The 17,141-nt window shown below is 65.9% G+C and carries 14 protein-coding genes; 6 read left to right on the forward strand and 8 right to left on the reverse strand.

Going from position 1 to position 17,141, the window contains the following annotated elements; genetic code table 11:
* Window positions 1–21: 21 nt before the first annotated feature.
* Window positions 22–1,632 (forward strand): copper-binding surface/secreted protein MopE, encoded by a 1,611-nt coding sequence (mopE, locus tag ACSHWJ_RS08895; RefSeq protein WP_256996543.1) that lies wholly within the window; start codon window positions 22–24, stop codon window positions 1,630–1,632.
* Window positions 1,633–1,730: 98 nt separating this feature from the next.
* Here the strand turns inward: mopE and lpxD are convergent, their stop codons facing one another.
* From lpxD to rpe, 7 genes are all read right to left on the reverse strand, one after another.
* A complete protein-coding gene (lpxD, locus tag ACSHWJ_RS08900) occupies window positions 1,731–2,795 on the reverse strand; it encodes a UDP-3-O-(3-hydroxymyristoyl)glucosamine N-acyltransferase (protein ID WP_432539701.1) in 1,065 nt (354 codons plus the stop codon).
* 43 nt (window positions 2,796–2,838) lie between these two features.
* Window positions 2,839–3,636, reverse strand: coding sequence for an indole-3-glycerol phosphate synthase TrpC (trpC, locus tag ACSHWJ_RS08905; protein WP_432539700.1), 798 nt, complete (start codon window positions 3,634–3,636; stop codon window positions 2,839–2,841).
* A 5-nt stretch (window positions 3,637–3,641) separates the two neighbouring features.
* A complete protein-coding gene (gene trpD / locus ACSHWJ_RS08910) occupies window positions 3,642–4,667 on the reverse strand; it encodes an anthranilate phosphoribosyltransferase (RefSeq protein ID WP_017366233.1) in 1,026 nt (341 codons plus the stop codon).
* A 6-nt stretch (window positions 4,668–4,673) separates the two neighbouring features.
* Entirely contained in the window at window positions 4,674–5,261 is a 588-nt protein-coding gene (locus tag ACSHWJ_RS08915) for an anthranilate synthase component II (protein ID WP_010961800.1), read from the reverse strand.
* Entirely contained in the window at window positions 5,258–6,745 is a 1,488-nt protein-coding gene (gene trpE / locus ACSHWJ_RS08920; RefSeq protein ID WP_218798265.1) for an anthranilate synthase component I, read from the reverse strand. The genes ACSHWJ_RS08915 and trpE overlap by 4 nt, the downstream gene beginning before the upstream one ends.
* Window positions 6,746–6,863: 118 nt before the next feature.
* On the reverse strand, window positions 6,864–7,547 hold the full coding sequence (locus ACSHWJ_RS08925) for a phosphoglycolate phosphatase (RefSeq protein ID WP_218798264.1): 684 nt from the start codon (window positions 7,545–7,547) through the stop codon (window positions 6,864–6,866).
* Window positions 7,544–8,236: a ribulose-phosphate 3-epimerase gene (gene rpe / locus ACSHWJ_RS08930; RefSeq protein ID WP_017366231.1), complete on the reverse strand. Its 693-nt coding sequence runs from the start codon at window positions 8,234–8,236 to the stop codon at window positions 7,544–7,546. Before rpe ends, ACSHWJ_RS08925 begins: the two co-directional genes overlap by 4 nt.
* Window positions 8,237–9,039: 803 nt before the next feature.
* Between rpe and modA the strand changes: the two genes are divergently transcribed.
* The 5 genes from modA to fdhF all read left to right on the forward strand — a co-directional run bounded on the left by modA (window position 9,040) and on the right by fdhF (window position 15,781).
* Window positions 9,040–9,747: a molybdate ABC transporter substrate-binding protein gene (modA, locus tag ACSHWJ_RS08935; RefSeq protein WP_432539699.1), complete on the forward strand. Its 708-nt coding sequence runs from the start codon at window positions 9,040–9,042 to the stop codon at window positions 9,745–9,747.
* 17 nt (window positions 9,748–9,764) lie between these two features.
* Window positions 9,765–10,433, forward strand: coding sequence for a molybdate ABC transporter permease subunit (gene modB, locus ACSHWJ_RS08940; protein ID WP_218798262.1), 669 nt, complete (start codon window positions 9,765–9,767; stop codon window positions 10,431–10,433).
* Window positions 10,434–10,457: 24 nt separating this feature from the next.
* Complete coding sequence (locus tag ACSHWJ_RS08945; RefSeq protein ID WP_218798261.1) at window positions 10,458–11,243, forward strand: ABC transporter ATP-binding protein; 786 nt, start codon at window positions 10,458–10,460, stop codon at window positions 11,241–11,243.
* A 78-nt stretch (window positions 11,244–11,321) separates the two neighbouring features.
* Entirely contained in the window at window positions 11,322–13,007 is a 1,686-nt protein-coding gene (locus ACSHWJ_RS08950) for an NAD(P)H-dependent oxidoreductase subunit E (protein ID WP_432539698.1), read from the forward strand.
* Window positions 13,004–15,781, forward strand: coding sequence for a formate dehydrogenase subunit alpha (fdhF, locus tag ACSHWJ_RS08955; RefSeq protein ID WP_432539697.1), 2,778 nt, complete (start codon window positions 13,004–13,006; stop codon window positions 15,779–15,781). The genes ACSHWJ_RS08950 and fdhF overlap by 4 nt, the downstream gene beginning before the upstream one ends.
* 160 nt (window positions 15,782–15,941) lie before the next feature.
* On the opposite strand, the gene ACSHWJ_RS08960 is transcribed toward fdhF, so the two are convergent.
* Window positions 15,942–17,129 carry a transporter gene (locus ACSHWJ_RS08960; RefSeq protein ID WP_256996541.1) on the reverse strand — a complete coding sequence of 396 codons (1,188 nt, stop codon included), beginning with the start codon at window positions 17,127–17,129 and terminating at the stop codon, window positions 15,942–15,944.
* Window positions 17,130–17,141: the final 12 nt, after the last annotated feature.

A 17,141-nucleotide genomic window follows, 5' to 3' on the forward strand; every position in this document is an offset into this window, starting at 1 on the left:
CAACACCATATGAGAGACACCATGAACGAAAAGCATTGCTACTCCTTACTGGCCGCCGGCCTCATCGCCGTCGTGCCGCAACTCGCAGCCGCCCACGGAGGCACTCACGACGTCACCGCGGTCGCCCACCTGAGCTATTCGGAAGCCTATTCGGAAAAGCTCAAGAAGGGTCAGGAAGTGGGCACCGAGCTGCTGGTGCTGGACGGACGCTTCGAATTCAACGAACACGTCGGCATGGGTGACATCACCCCGGACACGACCTGGTCGGCCGTCGTGCAGGGCCAGACCCTGGCAACGGGTACCCTGGGCGACGCCACCAAGAAGAAGTTCGGCGCCAAGGGCGGCAGGGCGGTGATCAACGTGCCCGGCGGCGGTACGCTCAAATTCACCTGGAACGCCAAGGCCATCATGCTCAAGCTGAAATGGACCGGCGAGCCGGCCTTGGCCCGGCTGTACAAGGACCAGAACACCAGCATCAATCTGCCGCAATTCCCGGTCGACATCGCGATCGGCAGTCTGCACGGCTACTTCAACGTTCCGGTCACCGGCCAGGCGAAGGCCACGACCAAGAACGGCACCATGCTGTCCAAGATCGCCTTGAAAGGCACAGCGAACTCCGCGGGCCTGGACACGCTGGACCGGGACGGCGACGGCTCCACGGCCGACGTCGATTGCAACGACTTCGCGCCCACCATCCATCCGGGCGCCGCCGAAGCGACGCTGGACGGCGTGGATTCCAACTGCGACGGGCGCGACTCCGGCGTGGCGGAAGTCGTCGAGACCTTCAAGAATCCGGGCACCTACTCCAGCCCGGTCATCAACTTCAAGATCGCTTCGCCGCCGGGGCCGGGAACGCCCATCTACGGGCCGCCGCGTGATTTCTCCGGTTACAACAAGAGCTACTCGCTGGCGATCGGCAAGACCTCGTACTACGATCCGACCACCGGCACCAAGTGGAACGACGACACCATCACGCCGGTCAGTGATGGTCAGGACATCTGGCGCGGCTGGACCCATACCGGCAAGTGGTCGTTCTTCAACGGCAAGGCCGGCGACAAGATCACCCTCAGCGTACAGCGTGATGCGCAGGAAGCCAGCCTGAAAGGCGCCCATCCGGGCTTCATCCTGTTCTGGCGGCCCGAGGGCGGTCCGCTGTTCTGGGCCGGCACCCAGGATCTCGACGAGGGCCAGACCGCGCTGCCCGCCGACTCCGACACCGTTATCGGCCACGTGATCGTTCAGCACGCCGACTGGACCCTGCAGGGCTTGCCGCCCAAGGCCGACCATACCGCACCCGCGGGCGTGGATACCGAGCTCTATCCCATGAAGCCGGACAGCTACACCATGTACTACGTCGACTCCGGCTACGATGCCGACAAGTACGTGGCATCGAAGAAGCTCATCATGCACCCCACGGCGTTCAAAGGGCTGGCCCTGAACGACGGCACCGCCGGGGCGTTCACCAAGTCCATCACCCTGCCGAAGACGGGCTATTACATGCTGTACGTCGCCAACGTCCTGGAAGTGGACGACTGGAGCGTCGACGCGGACGGCAAGCTCACCACCACCGGCGAAGTCTGGGAAGTGCCGGCCAAGGGCTGCTGGGTCAACATCACGATCTCCAAGCCGTAAATCCGGCTTGATGTGCGTGATCCTTCGGAGCGGCCAGTCGACCGTTCCGCGGGGAAAACTTCCGGAGCCAATCCCCGTCCTCTGCGGCGGGGATTTTTTTATTCGGCGGAACCGAGTTGGGCGACGGTTTTTTCCAGCTTCTTCAACCGGGTCCAGATTTCGTGCAGGCGCGGCATCACCGCCATGTTCTTGAGGTATTGCTGCAAGGGCTGGGCGGGGCCGCCGGCATACATGCCGGGCTGTTTGATGCTGGTGTTGAGGCCGGCGCGGTGCAGCAGCACGCTGTCGTCGGCGACGGTGATATGGTCGATGGTGCCGGTCTGGCCGGTGGCGATGACGCGCTTGCCGAAGCGGGTGGAGCCGGACAGCCCGGTATGGGCGCAAAGGATGCAGTCCTCGCCGATCTCGACGTTATGGCCCAGGTGCACCAGCGCGTCGATGATGGTGCCGCTGCGGACGACGGTCGCGCCGTAGGTGGCGCGGTCGATGGTGGTATTGGCGCCGATCACCACGCGGTCTTCGATGATGACCTTGCCGGTGTGCGGAATGCGGTAGTTGCGGCGCTGGGCGTCCTGGGCGAACCCGAAGCCTTCCGAGCCGATCACGCAGCCGGGTTTGAGGATGCAGCCGGCGCCGATTTCGCAGTCGATGCAGACGGTTACGCCGGGATGCAGCACGGTTTCCGCGCCGATCCGGGCGCCGCGCTCGATCACCACGTTGGCCATCAACACCACGCCGCGGCCCAGCACGACATCGGCGCCGATGACCACGCCGGGGCCGATGATGGCATCGGCGGGCACTTCCACGCTGGCGTGGATCACGGCGGAAGGATGAATGCGTGGCCATTCGGTGTCGCGCACGTCGCGGTCGGCGTAGGCTTGCTTGATCAGCGCAATGGCGAGGCGGACGTTGGGCGCGATCAGGACGGCCAGTGCCGGCGATTCGCCGAATTCGGCGGCGATGGCCGGGGTGGTGAGGACGGCGGCCGGTTTGCGCTGGAGTACGTCGCCGACGTATTTGGGCTTGTCGATGAACACCAGGTCGCCGGGGGCGCAGTCTTCGATCGGCGCGACCCGGGTAATCACGGCGTCAGGGCCGATGTGGTCCGTGATCAGCCCTTCCGGCTGGAAGCGTTCGAGGATTTCCGAAACGGTGACATGCATGGCGAGCCCTCTTCGATGGCCGGAAAGTTCGGGGTGAGGGGGGCTAAGCGAATAGCCGTTGTAGCTCGACGCCGGGCTCGGACGCGCGCATGAAGGCCTCGCCGACCAGGAAGGCGTGGACCCCGTGACTGCGCATCAGGGCGACGTCCGGCGGCGCCAGGATGCCGCTTTCGGTGACCACCGTGCGGCCTTCCGGAATCAGCGGCAGCAGGTCCAGCGTGGTCTGGAGGCTGACGTCGAAGGTGCGCAGGTTCCGGTTGTTGATGCCGATGAGCGGCAGCTCCAGCGGCAGCGAGCGTTCCAGTTCGCTCCGGTCGTGCACTTCCACCAGCACATCCATGCCGAGCGAGGTGGCGAGCCGGGCCAGATCGCGCATACGCGCGTCGTCCAGCGCGGCGGCGATGAGCAGGATGCAGTCTGCGCCGATCGCCCGCGCCTCGTAGACCTGGTAAGGGTCGATGATGAAGTCCTTACGCAGCACCGGCAGGGCGCAGGCGGCGCGGGCCTGCTGTAGATAGCCCTCGCTGCCCTGGAAGAAGTCCCGGTCGGTCAGCACCGACAAACAGGCTGCGCCGCCCGCGGCGTAGCTGCGGGCGATCGCTTCGGGCTGGAAATCCTCCCGGATCACCCCCTTGCTGGGCGAGGCCTTCTTGATTTCGGCGATCACCCCGGCCTGTCCGGCTTCGATCTTGGCCCGAAGGGAGCGGACGAAGCCGCGCACCGGATCGGCCTGTTCGGCCTTCGCGCGCATTCCGGACAGCGGCAGCACCTTCGTTCGGTCTGCGATCTCCTCGACCTTGCGCGCCAGGATCTTTTTCAGGATGTCGGGGGTGTCGCTCATGGCGTTCAGCTCGCGGCGAATTGGCGGGAAAGGGCGGCCAGCGCTTCGAGCTTGGCGCGGGCCGAGCCGTCGGCGATGACGGCCTCGGCACGGCGGATGCCGGCTTCCAGCGAGTCGGTCAGGTCGGCGGCATAGATGGCGGCGCCGGCGTTCAGGGCGACGATGTCGCGGGCGGGGCCCGGCACGTTGTCCAGCACGCCCCGCATCATCTTCAGGCTGGCGGCGACGGTGTCGATGGCGAGTTCGCTCAAGGCGGCGCGCCTGAAGCCGAACTGCTCCGGCCGTACGTAATAGTTGGTGATCAGGCCGTTCTTCAGCTCGGCGACATGGGTGGGCGCGGCGATGCTGATTTCGTCCAGCCCGTCCTCGGCATGCACGACCAGGACGTGTGAGCTGCCCAATTGCTGCAGCACCCGCGCGAGGCCTTCCACCCATGGGTCGGTGTACACGCCGACCAGCTGGTTCGGCGCGCCGGCAGGGTTGGTCAGGGGGCCCAAGAGGTTGAACAGGGTGCGGACGCCGAGTTCCCGGCGTGGCCCGATGGCGTATTTCATCGCACCGTGGTGGCGCTGGGCGAACAGAAAGCCGACGCCGAGCGTTTCGATGCAGGTCTTGACCTGGTCCGGGGTGAGCTCGATGTTGATGCCGGCGGCCTCCAGCACGTCGGCACTGCCCGAGCGGCCGGACACCGAGCGGCTGCCGTGCTTGGCGACCCGTCCGCCCGCCGCCGCGACCACGAAGGCCGCGGTGGTGGAGATGTTGAAGGTCTTGCTGGCGTCGCCGCCGGTGCCGCAGGTGTCGAGCAGATGGGGGCCCGATACCGGAACCTTGGTCGCCATTTCCCGCAGCACCTGGGCCGCGGCGGCCACCTCCTCGACGGTCTCGCCCTTGCAACGGAGTGCGATCAGGAAAGCCCCGATCTGGGCCGGGGTCGCACCGCCGCTCATGATCTTGCGCATCGTCTCGCGCATCGCGCTGGGGCTCAGGTCCTTGCCGGCCAGCAGGGTTTCCAGGACTTCGGGGATTTCCATGGGCGCCTACCGGTGCAGGAAGTTGCGGAGCAGGTCGTGGCCCTGCTCGGTCATGATCGATTCGGGGTGGAACTGGACGCCTTCGACGTCCAGGGTCTTGTGGCGCACGCCCATGATTTCCTCCATACCACCGTTGTCGTCCTCGGTCCAGGCGGTGACTTCCAGGCACTCGGGCAGGGTGGATTGCTCGATCACCAGCGAATGGTAGCGGGTGGCCTGGAACGGGTTGCTCAGGCCGTGGAACACGCCGACGTCGCGGTGGCGCACCATCGACACCTTGCCGTGCATGATGCGCTTGGCATGGACGATGTTGCCGCCGAAGGCATGGCCGATGCTCTGGTGGCCGAGGCAGACCCCGAGGATGGGATAGCGTCCGGCGTAGCGGTGGATCGTCTCCACCGAGATGCCGGCCTCCTTCGGCGTGCAGGGGCCGGGCGAAATCACGATCTTGTCGGGATGGAGACGCTCGATTTCTTCCGCCGCGATCTGGTCGTTCCGCACCACCTGGACGTCCGCGCCCAGTTCGGCCAGATACTGCACCAGGTTGTAGGTGAACGAATCGTAGTTGTCGATCATCAGGACGCGGGTGCTCATGCGTTCTCGCCTCCTTCGACGCCGGCTTCGGCCAGGGCGACCGCCCGGAAAATGGCCCGTGCCTTGTTCATCGTTTCCTCCCACTCGCTGCGCGGTACCGAGTCGTAGACGACGCCGGCGCCGGCCTGGATGTGGAGCCGCCCGTCCTTGATGACGGCGGTGCGGATGGCGATCGCCGTGTCCATGTTGCCGGACCAGCCGATGTAGCCCACCGCGCCGGAATAGACCCCACGTTTCACCGGCTCCAGCTCGGCGATGATCTCCATGGCCCGGATCTTCGGTGCCCCGCTGACGGTGCCGGCGGGGAAGGTCGCCGCCAGTACGTCGTAGGCGTCCTTGCCGGCCTGGAGTTTGCCGGTCACGTTGGAGACGATGTGCATGACGTGGGAATAGCGCTCCACCACCATCTTCTCGGTGAGCCGCACGCTGCCGGTCTCGGAAATCCGGCCGGTGTCGTTGCGGCCCAGGTCGATCAGCATCAGATGCTCGGCGAGTTCCTTGGGGTCGGCCAGGAGCTCCCGCTCCAGCGCCTGATCCTCTTCGGGGCTGCGGCCGCGGCGGCGGGTGCCGGCGATGGGGCGGACCGTCACGGTGCCGTCCTCCAGCCGCACCAGGATTTCCGGCGACGAGCCGACCACGTGGAAATCCCCCAGGTTGAGCTGGTACATGTAAGGCGAGGGGTTGAGGCAGCGCAGGGCGCGGTAGAGGTCCAGGGGCGAGGCGGCGTAGGGAATGCTCAGCCGCTGCGACAGCACCACCTGCATCACGTCGCCCTCGACGATGTACTCCTTGACCCGCCGCACCGCGTCCTCGAAGCCTTCCCGCGTGAAGCCGGAGATGAAATCGGCCTCGTCCACCGTGCGCGGTGAGCGCGGCGGCGCGGGCGGGAGCTGGCGGCTGCGCAGTTCACGCACCAGCTCGTCCAGCCGGGTCTGGGCCTTGGCGTAGGCGCCGGCTTCGTTGGGATCGGCGTGGACGACGACCAGCAGCTTGCCGGTGAGTTTGTCGAACACCAGCACTTCTTCCGACACCATCAACAGGATATCGGGCGAGCCGATCGGGTCCGGTTTGGTCTTGGCCAGGCGCGGCTCGATGTAGCCCATGGTCTCGTAGCCGAAATAGCCGACCAGGCCCCCGGTGAAGCGCGGCAGACCTTCGAGGTCCGGGACCTTGAAACGGCTGCCGAAAGCCTTGATCCATGCCAGCGGGTTTTCGACCGTCAGGGTCTCGGCGCGGGCGCCATCCCTCAGCACGATGACCTCATGGCCGCGGACTTCGATGCAGGTCCGGCAGGGCAGGCCGATGATGGAATAGCGGCCCCACTGCTCGCCGCCGTGGACGGATTCGAACAGGTAGGAATACGGCCCATCGGCGAGCTTGAGATAGGCGCTCAAAGGGGTGTCGAGGTCGGCGAGGACGCGCCGCGCCAGCGGGACGCGGTTGTAGCCTTGGGCGGCGAAGGCCTGGAATCGTTCGGGGGTCATGAGAGCTCGGGAGGTTCGATGCGAAACGATGCACGGCCTGGGGCCGTAGCGGTCGGGGTTTCAGTGCTTCAGGCCGCGCTGCGCCATCGTTTCTGCGGATCGAATCGGAATAAGGCCGTCATGTCGGTTGTTTCAAAAGGGCGGGGAGCTCGCCGATGGAGTCCAGGATGCCGTCCGCACCCAGTTGTTCCGGCGTGGCGACTTCCCCCCGGTAGCCGTAAGGAACGCACAGTATCGCATAACCGGCGGCGCGGGCGGCCCGCACGTCATTGCCGGAATCGCCCACCATCAGGCAGCGTTCGGGCCGGGCGCCGAACCGCTCCGCCGTCTTCAGCAACGGCAGCGGGTCCGGTTTGATGCGCTCGAACTGGTCGCCCGAGCCGATGAAGTCCAGATACCCCGCGATGCCGAGCCGTTCCAGCAGCGGTTCGGTGAAGCGGGCCAGTTTGTTGGTGATGACCGCCGTGGCATAGCCTGCGGCCTTCAGGCCCTGGAGCCCTGCCAGCACGCCGGGAAACAGGCCGCCCCGTTCGCACAGATGCGCCTCGTGGAATTCCAGGAACAGGCGCATGCCTTCCTGGAATTCCTCGGGTTCCGATTCCGGCCACATCTCTCCCGTCATGGCCCGCTTGATCAGCATGTCCGCACCGTTGCCGATCCAGCCGCGCGCCCGCTCCAGTCCGACCGGGGCGCGGCCCAGCGACTCGAGCATGGCGTCCACCGCCCAAGCCAGGTCGGGCGCGCTGTCGACCAGCGTGCCGTCGAGGTCGAAGGCGATCAGCTCGGGCCGGAATCCGATCATGCGCGGGCCTGGGCCAGTTCGTCGCGCAGGGCGCGGATGATGGAGTCGTAGCGGTTCGGATCTTCGGCCTTGCCCGCGCCGAACACCGCCGAGCCGGCGACGAAGGTGTCGCAGCCCGCGGCGGCGATCTCGCGGATGTTCCTGGCGTTGACGCCGCCGTCGATCTCCAGGCGGATGTTGCGGCCGCTGGCGTCGATGCGGCGGCGGCACTCGCGGACCTTGTCCAGCACGTAGGGAATGAAGGATTGGCCGCCGAAGCCGGGGTTGACCGACATCAGCAGGATCATGTCGAGCTTGTCCATGACGTGATCCAGATAGTTGAGCGGTGTGGCCGGATTGAACACCAGCCCGGTCTTGCAGCCGGAGTCCTTGACGAGTTGCAGGCTGCGGTCGATGTGCTCGGAGGCCTCCGGATGGAAGGTGATGTAGCTGGCCCCGGCCTTGGCGAAATCGGGAATGATGCGGTCGACCGGCTTGACCATCAGGTGCACGTCGATCGGCGCGGTCACGCCGTGCTTGCGCAATGCCTCGCACACCAGCGGGCCGATGGTCAGGTTCGGGACGTAGTGGTTGTCCATCACGTCGAAATGGACGATGTCGGCGCCCGACTTGAGGACGTCGTCCACTTCCTCGCCGAGACGGGCGAAGTCGGCGGAGAGAATCGAGGGGGCGATCCAGAATTCGTTCATGGTTATGGTTTTCCTTGGGACTCAACGGAAGCGCAGGGCGTGGGGCGGTCCCGGTCTGCGCGAGGTGTTCATCGCTTTGCCGCGATCAGGCTGGCTATTCTGTCATTTCGACCCGAGTCGGGGCAAGGCGTGGCAAGCGGCGCCAGGGAGTCACCGTGTCAAATGGGAGCCCGGCGTCCCGAGTCCAGGGGGACACAACCCGTTTTTGTAAGGTCATTCCTTAACGAATCCGGACCGGTTTTGGATTGACGAGATTCATGCGGGTGGTCTTAAGAAGCTTGACCAGCAAGGGTTTGAGGTCTTCGTGGCGGTGGTTGAACCGAAAGCAAACTTCCCCCAGGTACAGGTGGAAGAATTTGCGCGGTAAGCGCAATTTCACGTTTTGCCTGCGCCGGCGAAATTCACACACTGTACCAATGAGTTAATGGAAATTTCCTGTTGATGAAGATGGCGCCCGAAATATAGGATTTCTTGGATTCGAGCTTTGCTTCCCCTTCGGAAGGCGCGGCCCGACAGGGCCGGTCGCTGTGCAGCTCAAGTGGACGTGCTTTGGGAAGGCGGCGCCTGCTTTCCCACCCGGGTGGCCAATGCCTTGATCGCCCCCCCCGGGGGCCGGGCGCACGGCGGCTGATCCGGACGGAGCCAGCCCAGCTGCCCGGCCGCCTGCAGGGGGTGTCATTGTGCGGACATCGATATATACTGTCAAATATTACGTAACCATTTCCTGTCACCCTCACATCGAGAGACCCGACATGGAACACCGCAACATCATTCGGCTGCTCGTTGCCGTCGCCGGCTTGGTCATGGCCGGCCAGCCGGGTGCGGTCGAATTGACCGTTTCTGCCGCCTCCAGCCTGACCCAGGCTTTCAAGGACATGGCCCGGCGCTATGAGGAGATGCATCCCGACGCCAAGGTGTTTGTGAATTTCGGCGCCTCTGGCGTTCTGTTGCAACAGATCGCCAAAGGCGCGCCTGTCGACGTGTTCGCTTGCGCAGATCAGGAAACGATGGACGAAGCGGTCAAAATTGGCCTGGCACACGCCAATGAACGCCGTGACTTTGCTGCCAACACCCTCGTCTTGGTGGTGCCGAAGGGGCAGTCCGTGTCACTCGGGCATCTGTCCGAGTTGACGCAGGCCGCCGTGCGCCGGATCGCCATCGGCAACCCGGACAGCGTCCCGGTGGGCCGCTACGCCCGCCGTGCACTGGAAAAGGCCGGTTTGTGGGAAGCGGTCGCGACCAAGGCGATCACTACCCAGAACGTCCGCCAGTCGCTGGATTACGTGTCGCGCGGCGAGGTGGATGCCGGCTTCGTGTACGCCACCGATGCCGGCGAGGCGGCAGACAGGGTCCGGATCGCCTTCGAGGTGCCGCTGGATGTGGCCATACGTTATCCCATCGCTCCGCTGGCCGATGCGGCGCATGCCGAGGAAGCACGGCGCTTCACCGGCTTCGTGCTGTCCGCGGACGGGCAGGCCATCCTGGCCAGTCATGGTTTTCCGAAACCTTAAGACGGGGAACGTCTCTCATGGAGGCCATGTGGGCGGCACTCGCACTCTCCCTGAAGGTTGCCGGCTGGGCCACGGCCATCGATCTCGTATTCGGTGTCGCCGTCGGTTTTCTGCTGGCGCGCGGGCGTTTTCCCGGCCGGGATCTCATCGAAACCACCCTTGCCTTGCCGATGGTGTTGCCGCCTACGGTCCTGGGCTACTACCTCCTGGTCATGATCGGACGGCGGAGTGAATTCGGGGCCTGGCTGCACGGCCAGTTCGGTATCGATCTGATCTTCACCTGGCAGGCGGCGGTGATCGCGGCCTCGATCGTGGCCTTTCCCCTGGTGTTCAAACCGGCGCGGGCCGCGTTCGAAGCCGTCGACCCCCAGTTGGAACAGGCGGCCCGGGTGCTGGGTATCAGCGAGCCGGCCATCTTCTTCCGGGTCACGTTGCCACTGGCGTGGCGTGGCATCCTCGCTGGCCTGCTGCTGGCCTTCGCGCGTGCGCTTGGCGAATTCGGCGCCACGCTGATGGTGGCCGGCAGCATTCCCGGCAAGACCCAGACCCTGTCGGTCGCAGTCTACGAGGCCGTCCAGGCCGGCCAGGATCACGTCGCAGACAGCTTGGTACTCGTCATCTCGGCGGTCAGCATCGCCGTCCTGTTGTCGGCTGGCCGTCTGGGTGCCGGCCGATCGGGATATTAGCCGGTTCCCTCGGAAATCTGCCTCATGTACTTCGATTGCGATATCAGAAAGACATTGCGTGCCGGTAAGCGGGCGTTCCATCTCGATGTGCGTCTGCAATCGAATTGCCAACGAACGGTGATTCTCGGGCCATCGGGCTCCGGCAAGAGCCTCACCTTGAAGGCGATGGCCGGATTGGTGCGTCCCGACGCCGGGTATATCCGCCTCGATGGCCGGACCGTGTTCGATGCCAGCGCCGGCATCGATTGCCCGCCGCAGCGGCGCGAAGCAGCCTATGTGTTTCAAGACTACGCCCTGTTTCCCCATTTGACGGTGCGCCAGAACGTCGGCTTCGCGCTGGTGAGAGGCTGGTTCAACCCAGCCGTGGCATTTCGCCGCGAAGCCGTCGACTACTGGCTCGAGACCTTCCAGCTCGGCCATCTGGCGCACCAGTATCCGAACGAACTCTCCGGCGGGCAGCGACAGCGCGTCGCCCTGGCGCGGGCGCTGATCGCCGGGCCGCGGCTGCTGCTGCTCGATGAACCCTTTTCGGCTTTGGATCCCGATCTGCGGGTCACGATGCGGAACGAACTCGACGGGCTGCAGCGGCGCCTTCGGATTCCGATGGTGATGATCACTCACGATCCGGCTGACGCGGCGATCTTTGGCGATTGCATTGTGCGGCTGCGGGAGGGTGCGCTCGACACGGCGGAGGCAAAGTGCCGCGAGCCAGGTCAAGCCAGCGGCGCTGAAGGAACGGCCGTTGGCGCCGAGGCTGCCATCCGGATTGGCCGGAATCGGGCCACGGGCCGGCAGCAGGACTCTTCATGAATTCGATCCCTCCGTCACGCTCATCGAGCGTTCTCGTCTGGCAGGGGTCGCCAGGAACCATTGTTGGGAGACAGAACTATGCCCGAATACCAGGCCGTTTCCTCGGATGAGCAGAGGCGCAGGCTGGGAAAGCCGAAGGGGCGTCCCGTCGACGCCCATGTGCTTGAGGAGATACAACGATTGCTGGGGGCGGAACCGCGCCGCGCCGACCTGCTGATCGAACACCTGCACAAGATCCAGGACCACTACGGCCATGTGTCCGCCCGCCACATCGCCGCCTTGGCCTTCGAGATGAAGCTCTCCCAGGCGGAGGTCTACGAGGTCGCCACCTTCTACCATCACTTCGATGTGGTCGCGGAAGGCGAATCGCCGCCCCCGCCGTTCACCGTCCGGGTGTGCGAGTCCCTGAGTTGCGCCATGGCCGGCGCCCACGCCCTGATGCCGGCGCTGAAAGACGCCTTGGGGGAGGGCGTGAGGATACAGCCGGTGCCCTGCGTCGGGCGCTGCCAGCACGCGCCGGTGGCGGTGGTGGGCCAGAACCCCGTGGACCGGGCCACGCCTGCGGCGGTGAGCGCCGCGGTGGAGCAGGGGCAAACCCTGCCCGCGCCCGCCGCCTACCGCAGCTACGCCGCCTATCGGGCCGATGGCGGTTACCGGCTGTACCAGGACTGCCGTTCCGGTCACCGCAGTCCCGAAGAGGTCATCGCCCTGCTGGAAAGCTCCGGCCTGCGCGGTCTGGGCGGGGCCGGTTTCCCGGTGGGGCGCAAGTGGCGCATCGTCGGCGCCCAGCCCGCACCGCGCCTCATGGCGGTCAATATCGACGAGGGCGAGCCCGGCACCTTCAAGGATCGCCACTATCTGGAACGCGATCCCCACCGCTTCCTGGAAGGCATGCTGATCGCCGCCTGGGCGGTGGGCATCGAATCCATCTACATCTATCTGCGGGACGAATACGCCGGCTGCCGGCAGATATTGCTGCAGGAACTGCGGCAACTGCGGGAGGCCTTGCCCGGGCCGTTGCCGGAAATCCAGCTGCGGCGGGGCGCCGGAGCCTATATCTGCGGCGAGGAGTCGGCCATGATCGAGTCCATCGAAGGCAAGCGCGGCATGCCCCGGCTGCGTCCCCCTTTCGTGGCGCAGGTCGGCCTGTTCGGCCGGCCGACCCTGGAACACAACATGGAGTCGCTGTACTGGGTGCGGGACATCGTCGAACGCGGGCCGGACTGGTTCACCGGCCATGGCCGGCGCGATCGCAAGGGCTTGCGCTCGTTCTCGGTGAGCGGCCGGGTGCGGAAACCCGGCGTACACCTGGCCCCGGCCGGCATCAGCGTGCGCGAACTGATCGCCGAGTATTGCGGCGGCATGGCGGAGGGGCATGAATTCTACGGCTACTTTCCGGGCGGCGCCTCCGGGGGCATCCTGCCCGCCAGCCTGGGCGATCTGCCCCTCGACTTCGATACCCTCAACGCTTACGGCTGCTTCATCGGTTCCGCCGCCGTCGTGGTGTTCTCCACGCAGGACAAGGCCCGCGACCTGGCGCTCAATGCCATGCGGTTCTTCGCCGAGGAATCCTGCGGCCAGTGCACCCCTTGCCGGGTCGGCACCGCCAAGGCCGCCGCGCTCATGGCCCAGCCCCAGTGGGATCGGCCATTGCTGGAGGAGCTGGCCGGCGCCATGAGCGATGCGTCCATCTGTGGACTGGGCCAGGCCGCGGCCAATCCGCTGCGCTGCGCCATGAAGTATTTTCCGGAGGAATTTCGATGAACCCCAGCGACGAGATCGTCTTCAAGCTCGATGGACGGCCGATCGGCGCCCGGCCGGGAGAGGCTATCCTCCAGGCGGCGCGTCGTCATGGGGTCGAGATCCCGCACCTGTGCCACCGGGACGGTTTGCGCCCCGACGGCAATTGCCGCGCCTGCGTGGTGGAGATCGAGGGCGAGCGGGTGCTCGCCGCCTCCTGCTGCCGGACGCCGGGCGAGGGCATGGAGGTCCGGTCCGACAGTCCCAGGGCCCGTTCCGCGCAGAGAATGGTGGTGGAACTGCTGCTCGCCGACCAGCCCGAGATCTCCCGCAGCCGCGACGACGAATTGCGCCAGTGGGCGGAGCGGCTGGGGGTGTCCGGCTCACGCTTTCCCGGCCGGGAGGCGCCGCCGCCGGACCGCTCCAATCCCGCCATCTCCGTCCAGCTCGATGCCTGCATCCAGTGCACGCGCTGCGTCCGCGCCTGCCGGGAGACCCAGGTCAACGACGTCATCGGCTACGCCTACCGCGGCAGCCATGCCCGCATCGTGTTCGATCAGGGCGATCCCATGGGGTTGTCCAGCTGCGTCTCCTGCGGCGAATGCGTCCAGGTGTGCCCCACCGGCGCGCTTGCCCCCGGCAACGGTGCCGCCCTGCTGGAGGCCGACCGCCGGGTGGATTCCGGCTGTCCCTACTGCGGCGTCGGCTGTCAGCTCACCTACCACGTCAAGGACGGCAAGATCGTCAAGGTGACCGGCCGCGACGGCCCCGCCAATCACGGAAGGCTGTGCGTCAAGGGGCGCTACGGCTTCGATTATCCGGCCCACCGCCAGCGCCTGACCCAGCCCCTGATCCGCAAACCGGGTGTCGCCAAGGACCCCCGGGGCGAACTGGACCCGGCCGACCCGCTGGCCGCATTCCGTCCCGCGAGCTGGGAGGAGGCGCTGGACTTCGCCGCCGACGGCCTCAAGCGCATCATCGCCGAACACGGCAAACATGCCCTGGCCGGTTTCGGCTCGGCCAAGGGGAGCAACGAGGAGGCCTATCTGTTCCAGAAGCTGGTCCGCACCGGCTTCGGCACCAACAACGTCGATCACTGCACCCGGCTGTGCCATGCCTCCTCGGTGGTCGCCCTGCTGGAAGGGGTCGGATCGGGGGCGGTGTCCAATCCGGTAGCGGACGTGCAGCACGCCGAAGTGGTGGTCGTCATCGGCTCCAATCCCATCGTCAACCATCCGGTGGCCGCGACCTTCATCAAGAACGCGGTGAAGAAAGGCACCACCCAGCTGATCCTCATGGACCCGCGCCGCACCGAACTGGCGCGCCATGCGGCCTATCACCTGCCGTTCCGGCCGGACAGCGACGTGGCCATGCTCAATGCCCTGCTGCACGTCATCGTCACGGAAGGTCTGGTGGACGAGGACTTCGTCCGATTGCGCACCGAGAACTATGAGGCGCTCAAGCAGAACGTCCTCGCCTATTCGCCGGAGGCCATGGCGCCCATCTGCGGCATCGATGCCCGGACCCTGCGCGAGGTGGCCCGTCTCTACGCCCGATCCAGGGCCTCCATGATCCTCTGGGGCATGGGGGTTTCCCAGCATGTCCATGGCACCGACAACGTGCGCTGCCTGATTGCCCTGGCCATGGTCACCGGCCAGATCGGCCGGCGTGGCACCGGACTGCATCCGCTGCGCGGCCAGAACAACGTCCAGGGCGCTTCCGACGTCGGCCTCATCCCCATGTGCTTCCCGGATTATTTGCGGGTGGACGACGAGGCGGCGCGGGCCAAGTTCGAAAGACTGTGGGGCGTGCCCCTGGACGGCCAGCCCGGCCTGACGGTGGTGGAGATCATCGACGCGGCCTGCGCCGGCCGGATCAAGGGCATGTACATCGAGGGCGAGAATCCGGCGATGTCCGATCCCAACAGCAATCATGCCCGGGAGGGTCTGGCGAGCCTCGAGCACCTCATCGTCCAGGACCTGTTCATGACCGAGACGGCCTATTTTGCCGACGTCATCCTGCCGGCCTCGGCCTATGCGGAAAAGACCGGCACCTTCACCAACACCGACCGCATCGTGCAGATCGGCCGTCAGGCCGTGACGCCGCCGGGCGAGGCCCGCCAGGATCTGTGGATCATCCAGGAAATCGCCCGCCGTCTGGGGCTGGACTGGAACTATCAGGGGCCCCGGGAGGTGTTCGAGGAGATGCGCTCGGCCATGCCGTCGATTGCGGGCATCAGCTGGGAGCGTCTGGAGCGGGAAGGCCATGTCACCTATCCCTGTGCCAGCGAGACGGACCCGGGCCAGCCGGTGATCTTCACCGAACGGTTCCCCACTCCTTCCGGACGCGCCAGGATCGTGCCGGCCGACATCATCCCGGCCGATGAGCGGCCGGACGCAGACTACCCTCTGGTGCTCATCACCGGCCGCCAGCTGGAACACTGGCATACCGGCTCGATGACGCGGCGCGCTTCGGTGTTGGATGCCATCGAGCCGGTGCCCACCGTCAGTGTCCATCCGCTCGACTTGGAGGGTATCGGCGCCGAGGCCGGCGATGTGCTGACCGTGGAATCGCGGCGCGGCCGGATCGCCCTGTTCGCCCGGGCCGACGACGGCATCCCCCGGGGCAGCGTGTTCATTCCCTTCTGTTACTACGAAGCCGCCGCCAACCGTCTCACCAATCAGGCCCTGGACCCTTACGCCAAGATCGCCGAGCTCAAATACTGCGCGGTGCGGGTGCGCAAGGGCGGCACGGTTGGCCGGGACTTTGGCTACCAGCTCAGGGGTCAGGTCGCCTGAGGGGGACGATCAAAGCCAGCCTGCGCCATCACCGAGGTTTTCCCCGTTCTCCCTGGGCATGTCAGACCGCCATCAGAATGCGACTTCGACACCGACCGTGCTGGGCAGGCCGGCAGGGTCCGGTCGAAGCTGGCCGCGCTGCCCGGCCTGGCTTCAGGAGTCAGAAGGCGAGGGCGAGTCCCACCGAGCTGATCAGGGAGGGGGAGTTCCGGGTGGTGCCGGCGGCGCTCTGTGCCCACATCGCGAAACGGCTGTCGACCGTCCAGATCAGGCCGGCGCCCACGGCATCCTGGGTCTGGTCGTCGGTCACGGCGGCCTGTGAGCTGGGGAGCCGCGGCAGGGTCATGGCATTGTAGTAGCCATGGATGAAGACGGCGAAATCCTTGTCGAAGAGGTCGCGTTGCAAGGCCCACTGGAACACGAATTCCCATTCGTCCTGACCCGGCGTTTGCTGGGTGCGCGTCACACCCAGGTTGTATTCCAGGTCGATGTCGAACGGCAGCGACTGGTCGAAATTGAAGCTGATCGAAGGCTGGGTGCCCGAATCGAAGGGTGCGGAGCCCAGCCACTGGGTCTGGAGGTAGGCCTCTATCCCCAGAGCCGGCAGGAAATAATCCGGCTTTTCCAACCAGACATTGATCTTGGTGTCGAAGGCGATGGGTGCAAAGCCCCAGGCGGAATTGCTGCCGCCCTGCCAGGTGACACCATTGCCGAACAGACGAAGCTCGACTTCGTCGGTCAGGCCGTAGCGCAGCAGGAATTCCGTGTTGTACTGCGCAGGGTTCGACCGGGAAGTGCCGTAGTAGGTGAAAGGCACGAATTCCACATAGGCGTGTCCGGCTGGAAGGGTGAATGCGCTGTTGGGAAAGTTGGCCAGGTCCGGGCCGGGGTTGTCGATGTCGGGTTGCGAGCGCCATTTCTCGACGTTTTCGGGCAAGCGGGCGCGGGAACGGTTATAGCGGCCTTTGAAAAACGCTTCGGTCACTGCCTCGGCACGTTGGCTGCCATAAGTCTCGAAGGGTTCGTAGGAGGGGGGGCGGGCAAAAGCCGCCGGAGCTTCGGCTTCGGCAGGAGCGGGATTCCCTCGACCCGTTTTCGTTCCCGGGCCGGCGTTTCGCCGGCGGGCTTCCATCGCCGCTACGTGTTGTTTGGCGAAGGTCCGGAACGCCGCGTACGAAGATGCGAAGGTCACATCGGCAGCGACCACGGTCGCTGTCTCGGTCCGGGGGGCTTCCGTGGCTACGGTCGCCGCGCCAGTCCGAGTTTTGGGAGACGGGTTTCCGAGCGAGGTACATCCGGCGGCCAGCGTGGCGGTCAACGCGAGTCCGGCGGCTCCGAGGGGTGACATCAGAGGGTTCCG

Source organism: Methylococcus sp. S1M (assembly GCF_051295855.1).
In the GTDB taxonomy this organism is placed as follows: domain Bacteria; phylum Pseudomonadota; class Gammaproteobacteria; order Methylococcales; family Methylococcaceae; genus Methylococcus; species Methylococcus capsulatus.